The organism is Actinoplanes sp. NPDC048988 (assembly GCF_043197815.1).
GTDB lineage: Bacteria > Actinomycetota > Actinomycetes > Mycobacteriales > Micromonosporaceae > Actinoplanes.
In genome coordinates, this window is sequence record NZ_JBICTW010000012.1 from 191,648 (window position 1) to 215,591 (window position 23,944).

A 23,944-nucleotide genomic window follows, 5' to 3' on the forward strand; every position below is an offset into this window, starting at 1 on the left:
CATCGTCCGGTCGGGCTGAGGCGGTTCAGAGGGCGGCGGGGCTACGAACGGGGGCGCCCGTATTCGACATCCTCGCCGTCGTACAAGCGGTAGCAGAAGGAATTCATGCGGGCGGCGGCCGCGGCGTGGCGGGTGAGGATGCCGGCCACGGGTGCGGGCACCGTCGCGGGGATGTCGCCGTTCGCGTAGCGGAGCACGTGGGCGTTGCGGATGGCGGGCGCGGACGGGACGCCGCAGGCGGTGGTGGCCAGCCAGTTCACCAGGCGCATGGCGGCGTAGTCGGCGTCGTGGCCGGCGTGGCGGGTGACGAAGTCACGTTCGGCTTCGGACAGTTCGAAGTGGGGTGACGTGGCCAGGCCGTAGTCCACGAGGTGCAAGCGGGTGCCGTCGGTTCGCATGTTGTCGAAGTGGGCGTCCATGTGGAGCATGTCGTGGGTGCGCAGGGCGGCCACGATCTCGAACAACTGGCGTTCAACCGCAACGGGATCGGTCAGCAGCGCCGACGCCGGGTGGGGGAGGTATTCGAAGAACAGTACGAGGCTGTGGGTGGCCGCGGCCAGTTCCTCGAAGCGGGTGCGTACGGCCGGGCTGCCTCCGAACTGGGTGACCACGGCGTCGATGTCGCGGTGCTCCGGGGCTACGGGTGGGCGGCCGGGCAGCACTCGCCAGTGATACAGCGTGGGGGAGCCCATGATGGTGTTGGCCGCCAGCTCGCGCCAGGCGCCGAAACCGGGGCCGGGGAGGCGGTGCATGCCGTACTGGCAGGCGAGCGGCAGGTCGAACAGGTTCGCCGTGCTGTGCGGGTGGGCCAGCTCCCGGTCGGTGATCGGGATCCGCTTGGCGAAGACCGGCACGCCGTCGGCGTCGATGACCGAGGAGCCGCCGCCCACCCCGGCCGCGCCGGCGGGCGCCGACCGCAGGAGGCTGGCCAGTTCGGCGTCGTCGAGCGCGTCGAAGGCGATCACCTCAGGTAGGAGGCGCCGTTGAGGTCGAGGACGGCGCCGGAGGACCACAGGGCCTCGGGGGAGCTCAGGTGCAGCACCGCGGCGGCGACCTCCTCCGGGGTGCCGACACGGCCGAAGGGGCTTTGCCGCCGTACGGCGTCGCCCACCTGCTGGCGCTCGGTGGCGATGAAGCCGGGCGCCACCGACGTCACGGCGATGTCGTGCGGGGCCAGCGCGATCGCCATCGACTGGCCGAAGGCCTGCAGGGCCGCCTTGGCCGCGCCGTACGCCGGGTAGTCCGGTTCGCCGCGGTAGGCGCCCCGGGAACCCACGTTGACGATGCTGCCGGGGGCGCCGCGGTCGATGAGGTGATGGGCGAAGCCGTACGTCACGTTGGCCGCGCCCAGCAGGTCCACGTCGACCGTTTCGCGCCACAGGCGCTGCCAGTCCTCGTACGACGTCGTGGCTATCGCATGGCGGTTGCCGGGGCCGGGCGCCACGGCGGCGTTGTTGACCAGGACGTCGAGCGCGCCCAGGGAACCAGCGGCGGAGGAGACCACCGAGAGCGCTTGGGCGGGATCGGCCAGGTCGCCTCCGGCGAGGGCGTGTCCCGTCCCGGTCAGGAGCGAGAGTGTCTCCGAGGCCGCGTCGCGATCGGAGCCGTAGTGGACGGCGACCCGGTCGCCCTTCGCCGCGAAGGCGATGGCGATGGCCCGGCCGATGCCGCGCGAGGCTCCGGTGACGAGGACGTTTCTCATGATCGCAGACTACGCAGGCGGGCGTGGATCCCCTCGTACGCGGTCACCTCCCGCAGGTATCTCTTGTCGATCTTGGCCAGCATCGTGTAGTTCGGGTCGCAGACGTTGCCGACCGGGGCCTCGCCGGCCTGGCTGATCAGCTGGTACGCGTCGAGCACGTCGAGGCCGGTCAGCTCGGCCGACCAGGTGACCAGGTCGTGCTGGCTCATCCGGTACGCGTCCTCCAGCGGCCGGGCCGAGCCGGCCGACATCAGCGCCTCGTCGGTCTCGAAGCGCGGCGTCGGGGTCGCCACCCCCTTGACCAGGTCGAGGATCACCACCGTGTTCATGGCCGCCTCCACGCCCGTACCGCAGACCTCGCCGTCGCCCTGACGGCAGTGACCGTCACCGAGGGCGAACAGCGCGCCCGGCACGTTGACCCCGAAGTAGGCGGTGACCCCGGCCCTCAGCTCGGGCGTGTCCAGGTTGCCGCCGTGCACGTCGGGCACGATGGTCATCCGGCTCTCGAAGGCCGCGGGCGCCACCCCGGCCGTGCCGTGCATCGGATCCAGCGGCAGTGACACGCTGTAGTCGCCGCGCCGGGCATGGTAGGTGACGGTGCCGGCCGCCACGTCGACGTCGTAGCGCCACACCACCTCGTCCAGCGGCGGGTGCAGGGTGGCCGTGGTGTGGGTGCCGGTCAAGGCCCCGAAGTGCGGGAACGTCGACGACACGGCCCAGTCGCGGGCCGGCGTGATGCTCACGAAGTGCACAGCGAGGGTGTCGCCGGGCTCGGCTCCCTCGACGTGGATGGGGCCTGTCACCGGGTTCAGGTACGGGAACTCGCACACCACCGACGGCAGGTCGTCGACGGACTGGACACGGCCGCCGAAGCAGTCCTCGGTGTAGAGCTCGACGACGGTGCCGGGCGCCACGCGCAGCACGGGTTCGCGGCCGCCGAAGGTGTAGGACAGCTGCTCGGGCGTGGGGTGGAAGCGGACGGTCACGAATCTCCCTCGGAAAGGCCGGCGAGCGACGGGCGCCGCCCGGTCGCGTAGAACACGATCAGCACGATCACGCCGATGGCCAGCCAGGCGAAGCCGAGGGTCTGGGCGGCGATGTCCGCGTTGATCACCACGTAGAGCAGGATGAGGAAACCGGCCACCGGCACGATCAGGTGCCGCCACCAGTCCCGGCTTCCTTGACGTACGACGTAGTGCACCACCACGGCCACGTGCAGCGCCAGGAAAGCGGTCATCGCGCCGAAGTTCACCAGCGTCGACAGCAGCGAGATCCCGTCGTCGCGGCTCGCCATGTACAGGCCCAGGGCCAGCGAGACGGCCGCCACGAGCAGGGTGGCGTTCGCCGGCACCCGGTGCCGCTCGTTGATCCGGGCCAGGAAGCGTGGCATCTGCCGGTCGCGCGCCATCGCGTACAGCAATCGGCTCGTCGCCGCCTGGGCGACCAGCGAGTTGGCGAAACCCCAGGCGATGGCCGTGGCCAGCGCGGTCAGGGTGGCCAGCCAGCCGCCCCCGGCCGCCCGGGCCGCGTCGTAGAAGGCCGTGCCCTCGGGGTCGCCGTTCTCGAGCAGGCCCGGAGCGTCCGGTACGAGCAACGCGGCCACCCAGGTCTGCACGACGAACAGGGTGCCCGCCAGCAGCAGCGCGCCGACCATGGCCCGGCCGATCTGGCGGGCCTCCTCGCGGCTCTCCTCGGCCAGCATCGAGATGCCGTCGAAGCCCAGGAACGACAGCACGGCGATGGACACCGCGCCGAAGACCACCGACCAGGAGAACGTGTCGGCGTTGAAGAGCGGGCTGAACGAGAACTTGTCGATGTTCGCCACGCCGACGGCCAGAAAAACGGCCAGGATGATCAGCTCGGCCACCAGCATGATTCGGTTGACCCGGGCCGTCATCTTGATGCCGAGATAGTTGACCACGGTGTTGAGCAGGACGAACGCCACCAGCCAGAGCCAGACCGGTAGGCCCGGGACCAGCGAGTGCATCGCCACACTGGCCACGAGATAGAGCAGGCCGGGCACGAGTACGTAATCGAGCAGGATCACCCACCCGGCCAGGAACCCGACCGGCGGGGCGATGCCGCGCCCGGCGTAGCTGTACACCGACCCGGCCATCGGAAAAGCACGGACCATCTGGGCGTACGACAGGGCGGTGAACATCATCGCCACCATGCCGATGACGTATGCCAGGGCGACCATGCCGCCCGAGCCGCTGTACACGCTGCCGAAGATCCCGAACGGGGCGATCGGCACCATGAAGATGAGCCCGTAGATGAGCAGGTCGGTGAAGCTCAGCGAACGGCTGAGCTCCTGCCGGTAGCCGAACTGCTCGAGATCGTCCTGCGCCATGGTCGAACATTAATCGAGAAGCGCCGATGAGTCGCGCCGCCGCGCATCGAGATTTCCGAGGCTCGTATCCTGGCTGGCATGGACGAAGACCTGTTCGAGCCCGAGGCAGGCTTCGCGGGGCTGGGGCTTCGGCCGGAGCTGCTGCGCGCGCTGGTCAGCCTCGGCTACGAGGAGCCCACCCCGATTCAGCGCGGGGCCATCCCGCCCCTGATCGCCGGAGAGGACCTGGTCGGCCAGGCCGCCACCGGCACCGGCAAGACCGCCGCCTTCGCGTTGCCCCTGCTCCAGTCGCTGACCCGCGGCGAGACCGAGGGCCCGCAGGCGCTGGCCCTGGTGCCGACCCGCGAGCTGGCCGAGCAGGTCTCCCAGGCCGTGCACCGGTACGGCCGTGAGCTCGGCGTGCGGGTGCTGCCGGTCTACGGCGGCCAGCCCATCGGCCGTCAGCTCCAGGCCCTGTCGCGCGGCGTCGACGTCGTCGTGGGCACCCCCGGCCGGGTCCTCGACCACATCAACCGGGGCACGCTTCACCTCGGTGACGTACGGACCGTGGTCCTCGACGAGGCCGACGAGATGCTCGACATGGGCTTCGCCGAGGACATCGAGGCGATCCTGGCCGAGACGCCCGCCGAGCGGCAGACCGTGCTGTTCTCGGCGACGATGCCGCCCCGCATCGACGCCATCGCCCGCCGCCACCTGCGCGAGCCGGTCCGGGTCACGATGGGCCGTGAGGAGCCCTCGCCGGGCGAGTTGCCGCTGGTGCGCCAGAGCGCGTACATCGTGGCCCGCGCCTACAAGGCGGCCGCCCTGGGCCGCATCCTCGACGTCGAGGCGCCCACCGCGGCCATCGTCTTCTGCCGCACCCGCGAGGAGGTCGACCAGGTCACCGAGACCCTGAACGGCCGCGGCTACCGGGCCGAGGCGCTGCACGGCGGCATGAGCCAGGACCAGCGCGACCGGGTCATGGGCCGGCTGCGCGGCGGCAGTACGGAATTGCTGGTGGCGACCGACGTGGCCGCCCGCGGCCTGGACGTCGAACAACTCACCCACGTGATCAACTTCAACGTGCCGGCCGCCCCCGAGGCGTACGTCCACCGCATCGGCCGGGTCGGCCGGGCCGGGCGCGAGGGCGTCGCGATCAGCCTGGCCGAGCCCCGCGAGCAGCGCATGCTCAAGGCGATCGAACGGCTGACCGGCCGCCGCATCCCGCTCGAGAAACTGCCCACGGTGACCGACCTGCGGGCCCGGCGCCTCGAGCTGACCCGGGCCTCGCTGCAGGAGGCCCTGGACGCCGACGACCTCGACCGCTTCCGCGTGGTGATCGATTCGCTGACCGACGAGCACGACGTCGAGCAGGTCGCCCTGGCCGCGGTGAAACTGCTGCACGAGGCGGCCGGCGGCGACATCGACGAGCAGGAGATCCCGTCGCCGCTGCCGCCGCGCCGGGAACAGCCGGAGAACCGGGGCCCCCGGCCCGACCGCCGCTCCCGCGGCAGCAACGACGACGACGTGACCCGCCTGTTCGTCGGCATCGGCCGCCGCTCCGGCCTGCGCCCGCAGGACCTGGTCGGCGCCATCGCCGGCGAGTCCGGCCTGCCCGCCCGCGACATCGGCGCCATCCAGATCACCGACCGGTTCTCGCTGGTCGAGGTCCCGGAGTCGGCGGCCGACCGGGTCATCAAGGCCCTGTCGCGGGCCACCATCCGCGGCAAGCGCCCCACGGTCCGCCGGGAGCGCTACAACCGCTGAGGTTCTACATGGCGAAGAACTCGATCATGTCCTCGCGGGTCGGCTTGTAGGTGGCCGCCTCGGCGTGCTCCGCGCTGCGGGGGAAGAGCGTTTCCTCGTACGAGAGGAGAGCGTCCCCGTCCCGCGTGGCGAGGGCGGTGCCGAGCTCGGCCGCGTCCTGCATGGCCAGGTTGGCGCCCTCCCCGTCCGGGGGCGCCAGGTGGGCCGCGTCGCCGATCAGGGTCACGCCGGTCATGTGGTCCCAGCGGAGGCCCTCGGCCGGTAGCGCGTAGTGCGGCCGGTGGAGCGGCGGGGTGTCGCTCGCGGTGATGAACGCGAGCAGCTCGGGGGCCCAGCCGTCGAACTCGCGGGCGATGCGGGCGAGATCGAAGCCGTCGAAGAACTCCAGCGGCTCGGTCAGCTCGGCGTACACGTGCAGGGTGCCGCCGGCCTCCCGATGGACGTTGATCTGCCGGCCCGCGAAGTCGGAGACGATCGTCGTGCCGGGCCCGGCCAGCCGCGCGAGCTCCGGGTGACGCTTCTCCACGTCGTACAGGAAAGTCTCTATGAAGGAAGTGCCCGCATAGACCGGGGTGGCGGCGGTGAGCAGGGACCGCACCCGCGACCAGGCCCCGTCGGCCCCGACGAGCAGGCTCGTGGTGACGCGGCCGCGTCCGGCGAAGCTCAGCTCGTGACGGCCGCCGCCCAGCGTGCGCACGCCGTCGAGCTTGTGCCCCCAGCGCACGGTTCCGGTCGGCAGGGCGTCGAGCAGGATCCGCCGCAGCTCACCACGCTGCACCTCGGGACGCCCGCCGGTGCCGTCGTCGGCCTTGTCGAACAGCAGCGTGCCGTCGGTGGCCAGCCCCCGGTAGGCCTCGCGGCCGGGCAGGACGGCGGCCCGGAACTCCGTCATCAGGCCGGCCGCCTCGAGGGCGGGCTGCCCGTTGTAGTCGTGGATGTCGAGCATGCCGCCCTGCGCGCGGGCGTCGGCGGAGCGCTCCGCCTCGTACACGATGGACTCGATGCCGTTGACGTGAAGGACGTTGGCCAGGGTGAGCCCGCCGAGCCCGGCGCCGACGATGGTGACTGGTGCGTTCATGCGCCCAGGCTGGCGCGCCCGCCTTGCACGGCCCTGACACGGCCCGCACACGGCGCTGAGATCAGGCGAGCAGGGCACCGCCGTCGACGGTGAGGATCGTGCCCGTGGTGAAGGGCTGGCCGATCAGGTAGAGGTAGGCGTCGGCCACGTCGGTGACCTCGCCGACCCGGCGCAGGGGGACGGCGGTGGCCGTGTCCGCGTACAGCTGCTCCACGCTCTCGCCGGAACCCCACATCGGCGAGCGGGTGACGCCGGGTTTGACCGCGTTGACCCGCAGCGGAGCCAACTCGACGGCGAGGGCCCTGGTCAGCGCCTCGATCGCGCCGCAGATGCTCGACGCGACCGCCCAGCCGGGCAGGGGGCGGTCGGCGGCGGTGCCGGTGGTCAGGGTGATGGAGCCGCCCTCGCGCAGATGGGGGAGGGCGGCCTGGACGGCGGCGAGCGCGCCGAAGTAGCGCAGGCCGAAGAACTGCCGGGCCTGCGCGACCCGCATCGAGGCGATCGGGGTGAGGGAGAGCTGCTCCCCGGCGGTGTAGACGAGGTGGTCGAACGGGCCGATCTCGTCGAAGAGGCCGGCCGGAGGGGCGCTGAGGTCGGCGGTCAGCCCGGTGGCGCCGAGGCGCTCGGCGGCGTCGCGGACGCGGTGCTCGGTGCGGGAGACGACGACCACGTCGGCGCCCTGCTCGGCGGCGGCCGCCGCGGTGGCGTACCCGATGCCCGAAGTGCCGCCGACGACTACCACCCGCTGTTTCGCAATGTTCATGCTCTTACGGTGCGCCCGGCGGGGCATCGGGGTCCAAGACCTGTTCCGTCGCCTGTAATACCCTGAGGGCATCGACGTCGACCTGCGGAAGCTTCGCTACTTCGTGGCCGTCGCCCGCCACCTGCACTTCGGGCGGGCCGCGGCCGAGCTGCACATCGCCCAGCCCGTGCTGTCCCGCCAGATCCGGGCCCTGGAGACCGAACTCCGGGTGGAGCTGTTCCGGCGCGACCGGCGCTCGACCGAACTGACCGATGCCGGCCGCCGCCTGCTGGACGGGGCCGAGCCGTTGCTGGCCGCGGCCGAGGCTCTGCGCCGGCGGGTGGTCGCGCCGGACCGGTTCGTGGTCGCCTTCATGCCCGGCCTCATCGTCACCGAGGCCGTCCGGCGGTTGCGCGACAGCCACCCCGGTCTGACAGTCGAGGTCGTCCGCACCACCTGGAACGATCAGGTCGAGGTCCTGCGCGACGGCCGTGCCGACGTCAGCTACGTCCGGTTGCCGGTCGACCAGCGTGGGCTCACGGTCCGCCCGCTGACCAGCGAGCCCCGGGTCGCGGTGCTGCCCGCCGGTCACCGCCTGGCCGGCCAGGGGACGGTGTCCATCGGTGACCTCGCCGGCGAGACGCTCCTGCAGAGCCCGGAGGCGGTTCCCGAGTGGCGCCAGGTGGCGGCCGTCGCGCCGGTGCCGGCGCGGGCGGTCGAGGAGAAGCTGGAGAACGTGGCGGCCGGCCGGGGGATCGTGGTACTGCCGCTGTCGGCGGCCACCTACTACACCCGGCCGGACGTCACCTGGTCCCGGATCGCCGACATCCCGGACAACCAGGTCGCTCTGGCCTGGTTGTCCGTGCGCCGCGACCCGCTCCTCGCTGAGTTCGCCGCCCTGGCGCTGTGACTCAGCGCTGGAAGCGGGCCGGAACCCAGCGGCTGCGGGACCTGGCGCGGGCGGCACGGCGCCGGACCAGGAGCACCGCGATCAGGCCGCCGACCGCGGCCAGGGCGCCCGCCGCGGGGACCTTGTTCCGCCGTACGGCGCCCGGCGCCTGGGAAGCGCCCGCGGCGATCGTCTCGCGCAACCGGCGGCGAGGGGTCTCGGCGGTGGGGACCTCCGGGTCGATGACGGTGCTGCTGGCGGTCTTCTCGACGCTCATGGCACTCCTCGTTCTCGAGCCGACCGCGGCACGGGGAGGCGCCGCGGCTGTTGGGCCGATCCGTGCCCGGTCTCGCTGATCGGCTAACCGGGAACCCGGTTCATTCATCACACCCGCGCGTGGAACCCGTCATGTCGGGGCCCCGGATGCCGATGCAGGCGACGTGAGATCTCGTCGAGGGTGGGCCGCGGTAGTCGCCGTGGTGGCGCTGGGTGGCTTCCTCGTGGTGCCCGACGGCGGTCTGGCGCAGGTGCTGTGGCAGGTGGCCTGCGGCTGGCTCGCCGCCGTGATGATCGTGGTGGGGGTGCGGCGCCATCGGCCGGGGCTTCCGGTCATGTGGTGGCTGGTCGCGGTGGGGGTGGCCGGGAACGCCGGCGGCATCCTCGTCGAGTACCTGCTCACGCGTACCGGGGAGGATCCGGGTTTTCCGTCCTGGGCCGACGCCGCCTACCTGTCGCTCTATCCGGCCGTCGCGGTCGGCCTGCTGCTGCTCATCCGGCGGCGCGCCGCCCACCGCGACCTGTCGACCCTGGTCGACGCGGCCATTCTGACCACCGGCGCCGGCCTGCTGTCCTGGGTCTTCCTGATCAAGCCGGCGGCCTCCGACCCGTCGATCGGGCTGCTCGGCCACATCGTCAGCGTGGCCTATCCGGTCGGCGACATCGCCCTGCTGGCCATGACCGCCCGGCTGCTGCTGAGCGGCGGGGCCCGCAACACCTCGTTCCGGCTGCTGGGTGCGGCCCTGCTGTGCTTCCTGGCCGGCGACGGCGCCTGGGCGGTGGTCAACCAGATGGTCTGGGAGGCCGGTCCGCTGGCCCACAAGATCATGTCTGACGTGTTCCTGGCCGGCTACCTGCTCTTCGCGGCCGCCGCCGTCCATCCGAGCGTCCGCCGGCTGACCCGGGCCGTCGCGCCGCGCTCGGCCCGTCCCAGCCGTGGCCTGCTGCTCGTGCTGACCCTCGTCTCGCTCATCGCGCCCGCCCTGCTGATGTTCCAGGCCGCCCGGCACGACGCCATCGACGCCCAGGCCATCGCGCTCGGCTGCGTCCTGCTGTTCCTGCTCGTCGTGGCCCGGATGTCGCAGCTGATCAGCCAGCTCGACGTGCAGACCGAGAAGGTGCGCGAGCTGGCCGTCACCGACGAGCTGACCGGCCTGCCGAACCGCCGCGCCTGGAACACCGAACTGCCCCGCACGATCGAGCGGGTGCGGCGCACCGGTGACCCGCTGGCCGTGGCGATCATCGACGTCGACCATTTCAAGCAGTTCAACGACGCGTACGGCCACCTGGCCGGCGACCGCCTGCTCAAGGAGGCGGCCGCCGCCTGGCAGGAGCAGCTGCGCACGGCCGACCACATGGCCCGCTTCGGCGGCGAGGAGTTCGTCGTCATGCTGCCCGCCGCGTCGGCCGCCCAGGCCCGCGACATCGTCGACCGCATGCGCCTGGCCACCCCGCGCGGGCAGAGCTTCTCGGCCGGCGTCGCCGTCTGGGACGGTACGGAGACCGCCGAAGGCCTGACCGCCCGCGCCGACGCCGCCCTGTACGCGGCCAAGGACGCCGGCCGGAACCGGGTTCACGAGGCCGCCCACGAACTCGCCCGGAGCTTCCTAGACTGAGAAGATGCTGCTCGCGGTGACCTCCGCGTACGCGGTGATCTTCGCCTGGATGGGCTACCGCTACCTGCGGCGGCGCGATCCTCTGCTGCGCGACGTGATGGTGATGTTCGCGTCGGTGGCGATGATTTTCGCGCTCGGCCTGGTGGAGGCGTTCGGCGGATCGGCCTCGCCCGTGGTGCGGGGCGTGCTGGTGGCCACGCTGCTGGCCAAGCCCGTCATCACCCTGCGGCTCGTGGCCCGGCTGCGGCCGGTCCCGGCGTGGCTGCTGGCCGCCGCGACCGGAGCGTGGGCGGTCAGCGCGGCCCCGCTGGTCGTCGCCACCGGCGGAACCCCGCCCCGCGCGCAGATCTGGCTCGCCGCCGGCGTCTTCTTCTGCCTGGAGGCCCTGGCCGGCGTGCTGCTGGCCGCCCAGGCACGCTCCCTGGGCGGCGCGGCCCGGGTGCGGCTGTGGAGCGCCGCGGCCGCCACCGCCCTGTTCGGCGTCGCGGTGCTGACCTCCGCGGCCGGGCGGTCCACGGCCGTACACTCGCGGGTCCTGGCCCTGGCCGCCGGCCTGCTCTACCTGCTGGCCTTCGTGCCGCCCCGGCGGCTGCGCCGGATCTGGTCGACCGGCGCCGCGTACGCCATGACCCAGCAGCTGCTGACGGTGCCGCCGGACGCCCCGGCGACCGAGACGTGGAGGCATTTCTGCCACGGCGCGAGCCAGGTGCTGGGGGCCGACGTGGCGGCCGTGCTGCTGCCCACGACACCCGGGCGGTTGCAGGTCCTGGCGTACGACGATCGGGCCCTTCTCTCCCGGGAGGCCGAGGACCGCGACCTCGACGACCTGCTGGCCGCCGGCTTCACCCTCGACGCGCTCGCCGGCTGGACCGGCCCGCCGGCCGTCGCGGTCGAGCTCGCCCAGGCCACCGGCACCCGCTACGTCACCGCGACGCCGATCACCACGCCGGGCGGGCAGGGCGCGCTGGTGATGCTCAGCCGCCACCGGAGCCTGTTCGCCGACGACGACATAGCCCTGTTCACCGAGCTCGCCGACCAGGCGGCCGCCCTCGCCCAGCGAGCCATGGTGCTGGCCGAGAGGCAGCGGCTGGCGGTCATCGTCGAGTCGTCGCCGAACGCCGTCATCGGCCGGTCCCTCGACGGCGTGATCACCAGCTGGAACGCCGGCGCCGAGCGCCTCTACGGCTATCGGGCGGCCGAGGCCATCGGCCAGGACATCGCCCTGATCTTCCTGGACGGGCAGGACGAGACCGAGCGGGCGCTGGTGACCCGGGCCGCCGCCGGTGAGCGCGTCGAACAGGACCAGGTGCGGCGGCGGCACCGGGACGGCCGGATCGTCACCGTCGCGCTGACCCTCTCGGCCATCTGCGACCCGTCCGGCCAGGTCACCGGGGTGGCCGGGATCTACCGTGACATCAGCGAGCGCCGCCGGGCCGAGCGGATGTTCCAGGGCCTGCTCGAGGCGGCGCCCGACGCCATGGTCGGCGTCGACCGGGACGGCACCATCACCCTCGTCAACGCACAGACCGAGGAGCTTTTCGGGTACGCCCGTGAAGAGCTGCTCGGGCGCAACGTCGACATCCTGGTCCCCGAGCGGGTCCGCGCGGGCCATCCGGGGCAGCGCGCCCGCTACTTCGCCGAGCCCCGGACCAGGCAGCTGGGAGGAGGGGCGACGCTGGCGGCCGTACGCAAGGACGGCTCGGAGTTCCCGGCCGAGATCAGCCTGTCCGCGCTGGAGACCGACGAGGGCCTCATCGTGTCGGCCGCCATCCGCGACGTCACCGACCGGGTGACCGCCCAGGCCGAACGGGAACGCCTGATCACCCAGGCCGAACGCGACGCCGCGGAACGCCGCCTGCAGCACACCCGCCGCCTGGAGAGCCTGGGCCAGCTGGCCGGCGGCGTGGCCCACGACTTCAACAACATCCTGGCCATCATCGGCAACTACACGGAGCTGCTGCTCGACACGCTGCAGGCCGACAACCCGGCGCCGGCCGACCTGGCCGCGGCCCGCGACGACCTGGGCCAGATCGGGCACGCGGCCGAACGGGCGGCCCAGCTGACCAAGCAGCTGCTGGCGTTCGGCCGCCGCGACGTGACACAGGCCCAGGTGCTCAACCTCAACCACGTGGTCGGCGACGTCGAGCAGATGCTGCGCCGCACCCTGGGCGAGCACATCCACCTGATCACCCACCTGGACCGCCGGCTGCGCACGGTCCACGCGGACCCCGGCCAGCTCGAGCAGATCCTGGTCAACCTGGCCGTCAACGCCCGCGACGCCATGCCCGGCGGCGGCACCCTGTCCATCGACACCGGCAACGCCGACCTGTGCCCGGAGGACGCCGGCGACTACAACTTGCGCCCCGGCCCGTACGTCCGGTTGCGGGTGAGCGACACCGGCAGCGGCATGCCACGCGAGGTGCAGGAACGCGCTTTCGAGCCGTTCTACACGACGAAGCCGCGCGGCGCCGGCACGGGCCTGGGCCTGGCCACGGTCTACGGCATCGCCACGGCGGCCGGCGGCGACGTGCACCTGTACTCGGAACTCGACATAGGCACCACGGTCACCATCATGCTGCCGGCCACGGACCGGTCCGTGCCCACCGGCGACAGCGCCACGGAGCCGCCCGGCGAGACCACCTCACCCCCGGCACACGAGACCATCCTGATGGTCGAGGACGAGGACGCCCTGCGCCAGACCACGGCCCGCATCCTGACCCGTGCCGGCTACCGGGTCCTGGCGGCCGACGGAGGCGCCCAGGCCCTGCACCTGGCGCAGACCCACCCCGAGGCCATCGACCTCCTGCTGACCGACGTGATCATGCCCAAGATGATGGGCAACGAGGTAGCCGTACGCTTCGCCGACGTCCGCCCGGGCGTCCCCGTGCTCTACATGTCCGGCTACGCCGAACCGGTCCTCACCGACAACGGCACCCTCCCCGACGGCGTGGTCATGGTCGAAAAGCCTTTCACCAGCCGAGAACTGCTCCACCGAGTCCGCGACGTCCTGTCCCGCCGAGCCCCGGTCAGCCGCTGACCGCCCCCTCGCGAGACCGCCACCGGCGTGATCGTGCCGGGACGGCTATCTCTTAGTCCGCTGCAGCACCCGCCATAGGTCGCGGAAGGCCTCGACAACGAGCCCCGCTCCGAACATCAGGGTCAAGAGAAAGGCACCGAATTTCCAGCCTGTACTTTCAGACCAGTACAGGCTGGAAATCGCCATCATGGCGCCACCCACGAGCAGTCCGAGGACCGGGGGCAGCAGGCGAGTCCTGCTCCCATAGTTCGGTTTGGCCACGACGGCATGCTAGCCACCACGGTCTCTTTAGCCACCACGGTTTTTTTGGCCATCGGCTCCGGTGGCCGCACGGACGGCGGCAGATCCGGAAGTTCCCAGCGCCGGACTGAGATCATGGATGAATGCTGAAACCTCCCGAGCCTTTCCCCGATCTAGACCCGTTCCGGGGCGGGGTGGCGGCTTTGCGGCGGAACGGCGAAGTGGCCGGCCATGTGGCGACGCAGGTGGGCACGTTCTGGGCGCCTTTGAGCTTTTCCCGCCGTCGTCAGTGGTGGGTCTGGTTCATTGTCGTGTGGGCGGACGGGCATCGCGAACCGCTCGACGAGGATTACCCGCCGTGGACCGTGGTCGGTGACATGGTGGCGGGGAGCTTCCTCTGGGAAGAGGCCGACGCACATCAGGGGAGCTACACCGTTGACTGGCTGCCGGAGGAAGCGGGCCGCGAGACGTTGTCGGCACTCGGAATACGTCCGGAGGATTTCTGACCGGCCCGGTCGGACAGCTCACTCATCGGCATGAGCGCGCGCAGCTACCCGGCAGCCGAAGGGATGAGCTGGACAGGATCTCCAGGTGCGGCCGGCGGAGATTGTCCCGGCTGCAGCCGGTTCCGCTCCGTCATAGCCTCGCAGCGATTCACCAACGATCTCCCGCCAGGAAATCTTGCCAGCGCACTGCGCTGGGCACGCCGACGCGCCGCGCGGGGGAGCGTCGCCCTGAGCATGAGCCCCACGGGCCGCGCGAAGCGTCGCCCTGAGCACGAGCCCCACGGACCGCGCGAAGCGTCGCCCGCACCGTGGCCTGTCTCGCAGCCCTCAATGGCGACGTCAGTAGCCGGGCACCGACGATGGTGGCGGATGGGGCGGGGTGGCTGACGGTGGTGGCAGGTTGGTTGTGGTCGCCCCTGGAGGGGTGGCTCCGTGATGGCGGCGGGTCGTGCCCGGGCGCTGGCCGGCCGGCACACGACGGCGGCAGTCGCAGTGGGGCCTCAGCGCGGCGGCGCACGACGCTCGCGGTCGAGCGTCGGCTACTCGGGTGCTGGCCGTGCGGCATCCGACGGCCGCAGGTAGCGGCCGGCGGCACGCCACGGTGCCTGGTTGAAGTCGAGCACTGATCGGGCGCCACCCGAAGGCGGTGGGCCGTGCAGCGCTGGGAACCCGGCGGCGTGCGGGGCGGCGGACAGCGGTTGGTCTGTCGGGACCGCAGGCGGAGGGCGGCGCCAGGCTCCGGTCCGGCGGCGTGTGGGGCGGCGGACAGCGGTTGGTCTGTCGGGACCGCACGCGGAGAGCGGCGCCAAGCTCCGGTCCGGCGGCGTGCGAGGCGGCGGACCGGAGCCGGCGTGCGAGAGCGGGGCGGGCTCACGCGCAACGGCAGGTGGTGGTGGCTGCGTGCCGGTCGGGTAGCGGCGGGGCGAGGTGGGAGGCGGCCGAGGACGGCGGGGCGGTCAGGTGCTTACTCGGCGATGGATCAGGAAGGCGCCGGCTGCTATCAGGGCGACCGGGATGCCCAGGCGCCAGGCGGCCACGATGAGAAGGCCTCGCGGGTCGGTGGCCTGGGCTATCTCCTCGGTCGCTGTGATCAGGCCGGCGGAGAGGGCCAGGCCCGCGGCCAGCAGGATGCGCTCGTCGATCAGGGTCCAGAGGAGCAGGGCCAGCATCAGGGCCGACTGCGACCACGGGGGCAGGGTGTAGTCGACGGCCCAGGCGATGGCCAGCAGGATCGGGAGGGGGTTGCGGACCGGGAGGGTGGGTGCGGGGAGCAGCAGCAGGACGGCGGCCAGGGTGTAGGCGGCTATCGCGGCCGTGCTGGTCTGGTCGGTGCCGCTGAGCAGGAGCGCTGAGAGGGACAGGCCCAGCGCCGGCAGGCGGGCGCCCAGCATCACCGCGGCGGCGGCCAGGCCGGCGCAGATCCAGGTGGCGATCATGAGGTCGTTGAGGAGTATCACGCTGTAGCGCAGGTCGAGGACCGGGGCTGTCGCGCCGGCGACCAGGAGCATCAGGGCGGCCGCGCGGGTCGCGTAGAGCCAGCGCAGGCGGGCCGGATGGTCGCCGCCGCTGCGGGCGCGCAGGGCGCCGAGCAGGAGTGTGGGCGCCTCGCGATGCCAGGGGCGGCCGGTTTCCTCGAGCACGCCCAGCATCTCGTCGCGGGGGTGGTCCGAGGGGTAGAGGCGGACCATCGCCTCGTACGGGGTCATGCCGGCCTCACCCGCAGGACGATCCGGGCCGCCTCGGCCATGCGGGTGGCTTCCGCCTCGAGGGCGGCGCGGCCGTCGGGGGTCAGCGCGTAGTGGCGGCGGGCTCGGCCGTTCACCACCTCGTCGCGGACCACCTCGATCAGGCCGTCGCGGCTGAGGCGGTCGAGTGCCTGGTAGAGCGTGCCCGTGGACAGCGTGACGCGCTGGCCGGACAGTTCGGCGGCGCGCGTGATGATCGCGTAGCCGTGGCGTGGCTCGTCCTGGAGTGCCGCCAAGATGAAGTACGTCGGCTCCCTCATGGCGGCACTATATGGCGGCTACTTACATATGTAAAGCGCGACCATCGTCAGGCACCTGTAGGCGAGGGCACGCGCTCCTCGTGCGGGGTGGCGGGGTGGCTGCGTTCGAGGGCGGCGCCCTCCACGTCCACGTTGGGCAGGATCCGGTCGAGCCAGCGCGGGATCCACCAGGCCGACCGGCCGAGCAGGTGCATCACGGCCGGGATGACCAGCATGCGTACGAGGAAAGCGTCGGCCAGCACGCCGAACGCCAGGCCGAAACCGAGGGACCTGATCATCGCGGTGTGCGAGAAGATGAAGCCGCCGAAGACCGAGATCATGATGATGGCGGCGGCGGTCACCACCGTACGGCCGGCGTGCACGCCCTGCCGGACGGCGAGCCGGGCCGGGGCTCCGTGCGCGTACGCCTCCCGCATGCCCGAGACCAGGAACAGCTGGTAGTCCATGGCCAGGCCGAACAGGATGCCGATCAGGATGGTCGGCAGGAAGCTCAGGATCGGGCCCGGATCGTGGACGCCGAAGACCGCGCCCAGCCAGCCCCACTGGAAGATCGCGGTGATCGCGCCGAAGGTGGCGAACAGCGACAGGACGAAGCCGAGCGTCGCGGTGAGCGGCACCAGCAGCGAGCGGAAGACGAAGATCAAAATGATCAGGGACAGGCCGAGTACGACGCCCAGATAGAGCGGGAGTACGTCGGAGAGCTGCTCCGAGATGTCGATGTTGCCGCTGGCGCTGCCGGCCACGCCCAGGGTGACGTCGCCGTCCAGCGGTGACAGGTCGCGCAGGTCGCGGACCAGCTGCTCGGTCGACTCGCTGGACGGGCCGTCGGCCGGGATCACCTGGAAGGCCAGCAGCGCGCCGTCCTTGGACTGCCCGATCGGGGCGACGGCGGTGACGTCGCTCGCGCCCATCAGGGCGTTGCCGACGCGGACCTGTTCGGCCAGTACGGCGTCGCCGGTCACCGCGGCCGGGAGTTCGGCCACGACCAGCAGCGGGCCGTTGACCCCGGCGCCGAACTTCTGCTCGGTCAGCTTGTACGCCTGATATTGCGACGAGTCCTCCGCCTCGGAGGAACCGTCGGGCAGTCCGAGGCGGATGGAGAGCGCCGGGATGGCGATGACGATCAGGGCGGCCAGGCCGGCGAGGGCGGTGAGCAGCGCGCGGCTCGTGCTCATCGGCTTGCCGGGAACGGCGGCGGCGGCGCGCTTTCGGCGGCCGAGCACCCGCCGGCCGAGCAGGGAGAGCAGGGCCGGGGTCAGCGTCACGGCGACGACGACGGCGACCGCGACGCAGATGGCGCCGACGGTGCCCATCATGCCGAGGAAGCCGATGCCGGTGACGTTGAGCGCGAGCAGGGCGACCAGCACGGTGGCGCCGGCGAAGACGACCGCGTTGCCCGAGGTGCCGTTGGCCAGGCCGATCGACTCGTGCAGGTCCACGCCCGCCAGCAGCTGGCGGCGATGCCGGTTGAGGATGAACAGGCTGTAGTCGATGCCGACGGCCAGGCCGAGCATGACGCCGAGCACCGGGGTGATCGAGAGCATGTCGACGGCGCCGGACAGGGCGAGCGACGCGGTGACGCCCACCCCGACGCCGACCAGCGCGCCGACCAGGGGCAGGGCGGCGGCGAGGAGCGAGCCGAGCATGACCAGCAGGACGATGGCGGCGACGACGACGCCGACCACCTCGCCGACACCGAGGACTTCGGGGACGCCCTGGGTGATGTCGTTGGAGAAGGCGGCCTCGACCCCGGCCGGGACGCCGGCCGAGACGTGGTCGACGACGCCGTCCTTGGTCTCCTGGGTGACCTCCATGCGCGGCTTGTCGAAGACGACGGGGGCGGTGGCGGCGCTGCCGTCCTCGGCGACCAGCCGGATCCCGGCCGACATGGCCAGCAGCTGCTGCGACAGCTTCAGCTTGGTGGCCTGCGCCTCCAGCTGAGCCTTGGCCGCCTCCTGCTCAGGCCCGGCCGCGGGGACGGCGGCGAGCTGGGCCAGGCCGGCGTTCACCTTCTCCAGGCCGCCGGTGACCTGGGCGGCCTGCTGAGCGGCCTGGGCCTGGGTGGCGAACGGGTCGGTGGCCGAGGCGACGCCGTCCAGCTCGCCGGTGCTCTTGAGCAGGGCGCCGACGGCCGCCTTCTGCTCGTCGGTGAAGGCGGAACCGTTCGCGGTGTGGAACACGATGGTGCCGGAGCCGCCGCTGGCGCTGGGGAACCGCTGCGCCAGCTGCTGGGTGACCTGGTCGGTCTTGGTGCCGGGGATGGTGACCTGTGACGACAGGGTGCCGCCGAAGGCGAAGTACGCGGTGACGGACAGCCCCAGGATCACCACCCAGGCGATCACGACGGTCCAGGCCCGCCTGGCGCTGAAGCGCCCCAGACGGTAAAGCAACTCGGCCACGGGGGAGTGCCTCTCTGATATCAGGTGGGGTAACCGGTGCGGATGCTGTCGATGAGCCGGTCCAGCAGGTGTTTCCACAGCAGACGGGCGTCCTCGCCGACCACGGCGCCGGTTTCGGCGATCCAGTGGTGGGCGATCACCTCGGTGCCGTGCATCAGCGAGCTGACCAGGATCTCCGCCTCGAGCGCGTCCAGATCGGTGTGCCGCTCGGCGAGCAGGCGGGCGAGGTCGATGGTCGTACGGGAGAAGGTGGCCTGAAAGATCTGCTGGGGCCGGGGATCGCCGGCGCCGAAGCCGCCGAGGGCGCGATAGAGAAAAGCAATCAGCGAGGGTACGTCGGTGGATCGCAGCGCCGCGGACACGGTGGCGAAGGTCGACGCGGCCGGGGCGGTGCTGATCCGGTCGAGCACATTGTCGACGACGACACCGAGGACTTCGGTGCACACGGTCGTCACGACGTCGTCGATGGACGCGAAGTGGTTGAAGATCGTGCGCCGCGAGACGTCGGCCCGCTCGGCCAGCAGGTCGACGCTGAGGCGAGAGTTGCCGTCCTCGGAGGAGATCAGCTCCTTGGCCGCGTCGAGAATGGCCCGCCGATGCCGTGCCTTGAGCGCCGCCCGCCGATCCGTCACCCCAATTACATTAAGTGCATCGTTGCACTCGGCGCAAAGTAGGGTGGTGATCATGCGCTGGGCCGATGACATCAACACCCTGGTGCGCTTCTGCGCTCGCCGCGACGTACCCGAGCTGACTCCGGGAACGGCCGATGTGGCCATCCTGTTCGGTGGCAGCATCGTGGCCGGCGCCGAGGTCTTCGCCGAGGCCATGCGGGCGGGGGCCGCCGACCACTACATGATCGTCGGCGGCGAGGGGCACACGACGGCGGCGCTGCGGGAGGCGCTGGGTGTGGACGGCGGGACGGAGGCCGCGCTGTTCGACGGCTACCTCCGGGAGCGGCACGGGCTGGCGGCGGACTTCCTCGAGGAGGAGTCGACGAACTGCGGAAACAACGTCACTTTCGCGCTGCGACTGTTGCGGGCCACCGGCGTACGGCACGCGAGTCTGATTTTGATCCAGGACGCGACGATGCAGCAGCGGATGGACGCCGGGTTCCGCCGGCACGCGCCGGCGATCCGGCTGGTGAACTACGCCGCCCACCGGACTCTCGTGGAAGAGGCCGATGGGCGGCTATCGTACGTGGACCCGCCGGCGGGCATGTGGTCCATGGAGCACTACGTCACGCTGCTGATGGGCGAGATCCCGCGGATGACCGATTACGGTCCCTCGGGGCGCGACTTCATCGCCCACGTCGACGTGCCGGACGAGGTCACGCGCGCGTTCGAGCGGTTGCGGGCGGACTTCCCGGTCAGGCAAGCGATCAGGGAATGAGCAGGACCCGGCCGAAGGCGGCGCGGCTCTCGATGTAGCGGTGGGCGTCGGCCGCCTCGGACAGCGGGAACTCGCGGTCGATGACCACCTTGAGCTCGCCGGAGGCCACGCGGGTGATCAGCTTCTCGATCAGGGCGCGGGTCCGGGCCGGGTTGTACGACATCTCGGCACCGAAGTAGACCCCGTTCAGGGAAGCGCTCTTGCCCATCAGGGGGCCCAGCTGCGGCGAGTACGTGTCGCGGCTGGCCTGGCCGACCCAGCTGATCCGGCCCCGGTAGGCGAGGGCGTTGATGCTGCCCTCCAGGGTGCGGCCCCCGACCGGGTCGACCACCAGGTCGACGCCGCGGCCGCCGGTCAGCTCCCGGACCCGCTCGACCACGTCCTGGTCCTTGTAGTTGATGGCGTGGTCGAGGCCGTAGCCGGCCAGGCGGGCCAGCTTCTCATCGCTGGACGCGGTGCCCAGGACCGTGGCGCCGGCCGCCTTGGCCAGCTGCACGGCGGCCAGGCCGACCCCACCCGCGGCGGCCTGGATCAGGACCGTCTCGCCGGCGCGGAGCCGGCCGAACTCGAACAGGCAGTCGTCGGCGGTGCCGAACTCGACCGGGATGCCGGCCGCGACCCGCGGGTCCATGTCGTCGGGCACCACGTACACGTTGGGCAGCGGCACCGCGGCCAGCTCGGCGTGCGAGCCGGCCATCATGAAGGCGACCGCCCGCTGGCCCACGCGCACGCCGGTCACATCGTCACCGACGGCGGCGATGGTGCCGGCCGCCTGGTAGCCGCCGACGTGCGGGGCGGCCGGCAGCGGGGTGCCCTGCCGGTGCAGCAGGTCGCCGCCCTGCACGCCCACGGCCTGCACGCGCAGCAGCACCTCGCCCGGCTTCGGGGCCGGGTCGGGCACCTCCTCGTAGCGCAGGACCTCGGGTCCGCCGTTCTCGTAGTAGACAGCCGCTTTCATGCCAGCTCCTCCAGCGTGGGGTAGTCGGTGTATCCGGTGGCGCCGCCGACGTAGAAGGTGGCGGGGTCCGGGGTGTTCTCGTCGGTGTCGCGGTGCCAGCGGACGGCCAGGTCCGGGTTGGCGATGGCGGCCCGGCCGACCGCCACGGCGTCGCCGAGCCCGTCGGCGAGCAGGCGGGCCGCCTCCTCGCGGGTGGTCGGCGTGCCGAAGCCGGTGTTCACGATCGCCGGCGCGGCCATCGCGTGGCGCAGCTTCTGCACCAGCTCGCCGGCCGGGTCCGCGTGCAGGATGTCGACGAAGGCCAGGCCCAGCGGGGCGAGGGCTTCGGCCAAGGCGGTGTACGTGGCGGCGACGTCGGCCGGATCGGTCTCCAGCGCGCCCTGGATGTTGTGTTCGGGCGACAGCCGGATGCCGGTGCGCTCGGCGCCGACGGCGGCGGCCACCGCGGTGACGACCTCGACGGCGAACCGGGTCCGGTCGGCGTACTCGTCAGTACGGACGTTGGCCGCGGGGGAGAGGAACTGGTGGATCAGGTAGCCGTTGGCCCCGTGGATCTCGACGCCGTCCATGCCGGCCGCGATGGCGTTGCCGGCGGCGGCGGCGAACCCGGCGACGATCTCGGCGATCTCGCCGGTGGTCAGGGCATGGGGGACGGGCAGGTCGGCCTTGCCGTCGGGAACGCGGATCTCGCCGGAGGCGGCGAGAGCGCTGGGTGCGACGGTACGCCCGGTGCCACCGACCGCCGGATGCGAGATGCGCCCGCCGTGCATGATCTGCATGACGATCGCGCCGCCGGCCTCGTGCACGGCGTCGGTGACCCGGCGCCAGCCCGCGACCTGCTCGGCCGTCTCGATGCCGGGCTGGCCGATCCAGGTGCGGCCCTCCCGCACCGGCCAGGTGCCCTCGGTGACGATGAGCCCCATGGAGGCCCGCTGCCGGTAGTACTCGACGAGCAGATCATTGGGTACGCCGTCGTCCTGCCCGGCGCGAATACGGGTCAGTGGCGCCATCACCAGGCGGTTACGCAGCTTGATGGAGCCGAGCTCCAGGGGAGTGAACAGCATCAGTTGTCCCGTCAGTCCGTGCTCAAATTGGTGTAGCGACAGGCCTCGCGGAAGATCTCGAGCAGATCGGCGTCCTCGCCGTCGTGCCGCCGCAGCGCCCAGTCGTCGAGAGCGGCCCGCAGCGCCGCACTGACGGTCTCCATGACCACCCGGGCCCGAAGGCCACCGCCCATCAGCTCCTGGTTGGCATGGCAGGCCTGGCTGTCGAAGGCGACAGCGGCCCGGTTGAGGTTGTCGTCGCGCGCGAGCAGACAGCGCACCCGCAACAGCCGGTCGACGGCCCCGTCGCGCGTCCGCACCGCGGCCAGTGTCGCTTCGACGGCCTCGAACACGTTCCTGCCCCGCGCGAGTTCGGCGGTGAAGGCCTCCTGGAACGAGCGGTTGACCCCGAGCGCGGCATCTTCCTTGGTCGGGAAATACCGGAAGAAGGTGCGCTGCGACACCCCGGCCGCGGCGGCGATGTCCTCGACGGTGGTCCGCTCCGACCCGCGCTCACTGAACAGCTCGAGCGCCACCGCCTCGATCTCCGCCTGGGTGGCGAGCCGGCGGCGCTCGCGCAAATCATTGCCTGTCACAGCAACATGCTAGCACCTGCCAACGTGGCAGTGACCGGCACTTTGCCGCTGGCTGCCACGTCGGCGCCAGGATCGACGGCGATGCCTGAGCCTTTTCGGCGACTGCGCGAACGGATCACTCCCGAGGTCGCTCGTGTCCTGGCCGCGCCGTGCGGCCGGCGTCGAAGAGTTCATCGCGGCGCGCCGTTGGGACACGGACTGTCTGGACCAGCCGTACGGGATCGGCGCGCAGAGTGATGAGCTCGACGCGCCGACCATCCAGCTCCTTCGCCACCGCTACGACGAGCGGCCGCCGTCGGCGGGATGGCCCGGGCACACGGTGCTGCGCTTCGAAGCCGGCGGCATGCGGATCCTGTTGTGGAACTGGGTGGGCCAGTGCGACTGGTGGATCTCGAGCCCGGATCCGGAACTGCTGTACCTCGAGGTCAGGACTCTGACCACGCGGTTCGGCCTGGACACCTTCGTCTCGTCGGACCCGGCCGGCAACGAGATCGAGCAACGCTTGCGAGAGTGGTCGGCCGGCCCGGGCTAGGCGAAAGCGGCCAGGGTGACGGACTAGCTGAGCTGTTCGGCCTCGCGGGCCAGTTGGCCGGTGACGGTGCCCCAGCCGTCGAGGAAGCCCAGCTTTTCGTGGTGGGCGCGGGCGGCCGGGTCGCCGTGGCGGACCAGGACGCGGTAGTCGGTGCCGTCGGGATGGTCGGCGAAGGTGATCTCGGCGGTCATGGCCACCGGCTGTGGGGTGGCGGGGCGCCAGGCGCTGTCGACGGCGTTGGTGAAGACGAGGCGTTCCAGGTCGTCGACCACCAGGAAGGCCGCGTCCATGTGGGGTGCGAAGGCCGAGCCGCCGTCGCTCACGCTGGTTCGCAGGGCGCCGCCGGCGTGGGGTTCGAGGCGGTCGACGCGGCACACGGCGGGGGCGGGGATCCACCACTTCGCGAAGCGGTCCGGGTCGGTCCACGCCTTCCAGACGGCGGCGCGCGGGGCGCGGATGACGCGCTGCAGGCTGAGGTCGAGGTCGGGGTTCACGATCGGTCCTCCTGAAGGAACTGCTCGAGGCGGTCGGTGCGCCGCTCCCAGACGTCGCGCTGCTCGGCGAGCCAGTCCTCGACGACGGCGAGGCGTTCGCGGTTGAGCGCGCAGGTGCGGACCCGGCCCTGCTTGGCGGTGTGGATCAGGCCGGCCGATTCGAGCGTGCGCACATGCTTCATGAAGGAGGGCAGGGCCATGGGGTACGAGCGGGCGAGCTCGCCGACCGTCGCCGGGCCCTCGCCGAGCCGGCGGACGACGCCGCGGCGGGTCGGGTCGGCCAGGGCGACGAAGACGTCGTCCAGCTGCGCCGAATAGTTAGCCACGAGGCTAAGTATTGACGCCG

At 71.9% G+C, this 23,944-nt stretch carries 24 protein-coding genes; 7 read left to right on the forward strand and 17 right to left on the reverse strand.

Annotated features, from left to right (window positions below; all coding sequences use genetic code 11):
• Positions 1 to 41: 41 nt before the first annotated feature.
• From ACGFJ7_RS31405 to ACGFJ7_RS31420, 4 genes are read right to left on the reverse strand one after another with little or no spacing between them, the layout of a single operon-like run.
• The gene (locus tag ACGFJ7_RS31405; RefSeq protein WP_360259848.1) at positions 42 to 965 is read right to left on the reverse strand and encodes a serine/threonine protein phosphatase; all 924 of its coding nucleotides are present in this window, start codon (positions 963 to 965) and stop codon (positions 42 to 44) included.
• Entirely contained in the window at positions 962 to 1,702 is a 741-nt protein-coding gene (locus ACGFJ7_RS31410; RefSeq protein ID WP_360259850.1) for an SDR family oxidoreductase, read from the reverse strand. The genes ACGFJ7_RS31405 and ACGFJ7_RS31410 overlap by 4 nt, the downstream gene beginning before the upstream one ends.
• A complete protein-coding gene (locus ACGFJ7_RS31415) occupies positions 1,699 to 2,688 on the reverse strand; it encodes an acetamidase/formamidase family protein (protein ID WP_392645346.1) in 990 nt (329 codons plus the stop codon). The genes ACGFJ7_RS31410 and ACGFJ7_RS31415 overlap by 4 nt, the downstream gene beginning before the upstream one ends.
• Positions 2,685 to 4,052 (reverse strand): APC family permease, encoded by a 1,368-nt coding sequence (locus ACGFJ7_RS31420; protein WP_360259855.1) that lies wholly within the window; start codon positions 4,050 to 4,052, stop codon positions 2,685 to 2,687. The genes ACGFJ7_RS31415 and ACGFJ7_RS31420 overlap by 4 nt, the downstream gene beginning before the upstream one ends.
• Before the next feature lie 78 nt (positions 4,053 to 4,130).
• Here ACGFJ7_RS31420 and ACGFJ7_RS31425 point away from each other — a divergent pair, with 78 nt between their 5' ends.
• On the forward strand, positions 4,131 to 5,798 hold the full coding sequence (locus ACGFJ7_RS31425; protein WP_360259857.1) for a DEAD/DEAH box helicase: 1,668 nt from the start codon (positions 4,131 to 4,133) through the stop codon (positions 5,796 to 5,798).
• Between the two features lie 4 nt (positions 5,799 to 5,802).
• On the opposite strand, the gene ACGFJ7_RS31430 is transcribed toward ACGFJ7_RS31425, so the two are convergent.
• Both ACGFJ7_RS31430 and ACGFJ7_RS31435 read right to left on the reverse strand, forming a co-directional pair.
• Complete coding sequence (locus tag ACGFJ7_RS31430) at positions 5,803 to 6,876, reverse strand: FAD-dependent oxidoreductase (RefSeq protein ID WP_392645348.1); 1,074 nt, start codon at positions 6,874 to 6,876, stop codon at positions 5,803 to 5,805.
• A 61-nt stretch (positions 6,877 to 6,937) separates the two neighbouring features.
• Complete coding sequence (locus tag ACGFJ7_RS31435; RefSeq protein WP_360259861.1) at positions 6,938 to 7,639, reverse strand: SDR family oxidoreductase; 702 nt, start codon at positions 7,637 to 7,639, stop codon at positions 6,938 to 6,940.
• An 82-nt stretch (positions 7,640 to 7,721) separates the two neighbouring features.
• Here ACGFJ7_RS31435 and ACGFJ7_RS31440 point away from each other — a divergent pair, with 82 nt between their 5' ends.
• Positions 7,722 to 8,528: a LysR substrate-binding domain-containing protein gene (locus tag ACGFJ7_RS31440; RefSeq protein WP_360260054.1), complete on the forward strand. Its 807-nt coding sequence runs from the start codon at positions 7,722 to 7,724 to the stop codon at positions 8,526 to 8,528.
• Position 8,529: 1 nt separating this feature from the next.
• On the opposite strand, the gene ACGFJ7_RS31445 is transcribed toward ACGFJ7_RS31440, so the two are convergent.
• On the reverse strand, positions 8,530 to 8,784 hold the full coding sequence (locus ACGFJ7_RS31445; protein WP_360259863.1) for a hypothetical protein: 255 nt from the start codon (positions 8,782 to 8,784) through the stop codon (positions 8,530 to 8,532).
• A 163-nt stretch (positions 8,785 to 8,947) separates the two neighbouring features.
• Here ACGFJ7_RS31445 and ACGFJ7_RS31450 point away from each other — a divergent pair, with 163 nt between their 5' ends.
• Both ACGFJ7_RS31450 and ACGFJ7_RS31455 read left to right on the forward strand, forming a co-directional pair.
• On the forward strand, positions 8,948 to 10,399 hold the full coding sequence (locus tag ACGFJ7_RS31450; protein WP_360259865.1) for a GGDEF domain-containing protein: 1,452 nt from the start codon (positions 8,948 to 8,950) through the stop codon (positions 10,397 to 10,399).
• Positions 10,400 to 10,403: 4 nt separating this feature from the next.
• A complete protein-coding gene (locus ACGFJ7_RS31455; RefSeq protein WP_392645351.1) occupies positions 10,404 to 13,436 on the forward strand; it encodes a PAS domain S-box protein in 3,033 nt (1,010 codons plus the stop codon).
• 45 nt (positions 13,437 to 13,481) lie between these two features.
• Here the strand turns inward: ACGFJ7_RS31455 and ACGFJ7_RS31460 are convergent, their stop codons facing one another.
• Entirely contained in the window at positions 13,482 to 13,697 is a 216-nt protein-coding gene (locus ACGFJ7_RS31460) for a hypothetical protein (protein WP_392645353.1), read from the reverse strand.
• A 122-nt stretch (positions 13,698 to 13,819) separates the two neighbouring features.
• Here ACGFJ7_RS31460 and ACGFJ7_RS31465 point away from each other — a divergent pair, with 122 nt between their 5' ends.
• Entirely contained in the window at positions 13,820 to 14,182 is a 363-nt protein-coding gene (locus ACGFJ7_RS31465) for a hypothetical protein (RefSeq protein WP_360259869.1), read from the forward strand.
• A gap of 956 nt (positions 14,183 to 15,138) precedes the next feature.
• Here the strand turns inward: ACGFJ7_RS31465 and ACGFJ7_RS31470 are convergent.
• The 4 genes from ACGFJ7_RS31470 to ACGFJ7_RS31485 are packed head-to-tail and all read right to left on the reverse strand — an operon-like array spanning position 15,139 to position 19,218.
• A complete protein-coding gene (locus ACGFJ7_RS31470; protein WP_360259871.1) occupies positions 15,139 to 15,888 on the reverse strand; it encodes a hypothetical protein in 750 nt (249 codons plus the stop codon).
• A complete protein-coding gene (locus ACGFJ7_RS31475; RefSeq protein WP_360259874.1) occupies positions 15,885 to 16,187 on the reverse strand; it encodes a PadR family transcriptional regulator in 303 nt (100 codons plus the stop codon). The genes ACGFJ7_RS31470 and ACGFJ7_RS31475 overlap by 4 nt, the downstream gene beginning before the upstream one ends.
• Before the next feature lie 47 nt (positions 16,188 to 16,234).
• Entirely contained in the window at positions 16,235 to 18,586 is a 2,352-nt protein-coding gene (locus ACGFJ7_RS31480; RefSeq protein ID WP_392645355.1) for an MMPL family transporter, read from the reverse strand.
• A gap of 20 nt (positions 18,587 to 18,606) precedes the next feature.
• Positions 18,607 to 19,218, reverse strand: coding sequence for a TetR/AcrR family transcriptional regulator (locus ACGFJ7_RS31485; RefSeq protein WP_360259878.1), 612 nt, complete (start codon positions 19,216 to 19,218; stop codon positions 18,607 to 18,609).
• Between the two features lie 52 nt (positions 19,219 to 19,270).
• Here ACGFJ7_RS31485 and ACGFJ7_RS31490 point away from each other — a divergent pair, with 52 nt between their 5' ends.
• Positions 19,271 to 19,975 carry an ElyC/SanA/YdcF family protein gene (locus ACGFJ7_RS31490; RefSeq protein WP_360259880.1) on the forward strand — a complete coding sequence of 235 codons (705 nt, stop codon included), beginning with the start codon at positions 19,271 to 19,273 and terminating at the stop codon, positions 19,973 to 19,975.
• Here the strand turns inward: ACGFJ7_RS31490 and ACGFJ7_RS31495 are convergent.
• From ACGFJ7_RS31495 to ACGFJ7_RS31505, 3 genes are read right to left on the reverse strand one after another with little or no spacing between them, the layout of a single operon-like run.
• Entirely contained in the window at positions 19,965 to 20,933 is a 969-nt protein-coding gene (locus tag ACGFJ7_RS31495; protein ID WP_360259882.1) for a zinc-binding dehydrogenase, read from the reverse strand. The two genes, ACGFJ7_RS31490 and ACGFJ7_RS31495, sit on opposite strands and share 11 nt — an antisense overlap.
• Positions 20,930 to 21,997, reverse strand: a complete 1,068-nt coding sequence (locus ACGFJ7_RS31500; RefSeq protein WP_392645358.1) for an alkene reductase — start codon at positions 21,995 to 21,997, stop codon at positions 20,930 to 20,932. The genes ACGFJ7_RS31495 and ACGFJ7_RS31500 overlap by 4 nt, the downstream gene beginning before the upstream one ends.
• 11 nt (positions 21,998 to 22,008) lie before the next feature.
• Complete coding sequence (locus ACGFJ7_RS31505) at positions 22,009 to 22,572, reverse strand: TetR family transcriptional regulator (protein ID WP_360259888.1); 564 nt, start codon at positions 22,570 to 22,572, stop codon at positions 22,009 to 22,011.
• Between the two features lie 133 nt (positions 22,573 to 22,705).
• Here ACGFJ7_RS31505 and ACGFJ7_RS31510 point away from each other — a divergent pair, with 133 nt between their 5' ends.
• Positions 22,706 to 23,104, forward strand: coding sequence for a hypothetical protein (locus ACGFJ7_RS31510; RefSeq protein ID WP_392645360.1), 399 nt, complete (start codon positions 22,706 to 22,708; stop codon positions 23,102 to 23,104).
• Positions 23,105 to 23,127: 23 nt separating this feature from the next.
• On the opposite strand, the gene ACGFJ7_RS31515 is transcribed toward ACGFJ7_RS31510, so the two are convergent.
• Positions 23,128 to 23,598 (reverse strand): SRPBCC domain-containing protein, encoded by a 471-nt coding sequence (locus ACGFJ7_RS31515; protein ID WP_360259890.1) that lies wholly within the window; start codon positions 23,596 to 23,598, stop codon positions 23,128 to 23,130.
• Positions 23,595 to 23,924, reverse strand: a complete 330-nt coding sequence (locus tag ACGFJ7_RS31520; RefSeq protein WP_360259893.1) for a metalloregulator ArsR/SmtB family transcription factor — start codon at positions 23,922 to 23,924, stop codon at positions 23,595 to 23,597. Before ACGFJ7_RS31520 ends, ACGFJ7_RS31515 begins: the two co-directional genes overlap by 4 nt.
• Between the last annotated feature and the right edge of the window lie 20 nt (positions 23,925 to 23,944).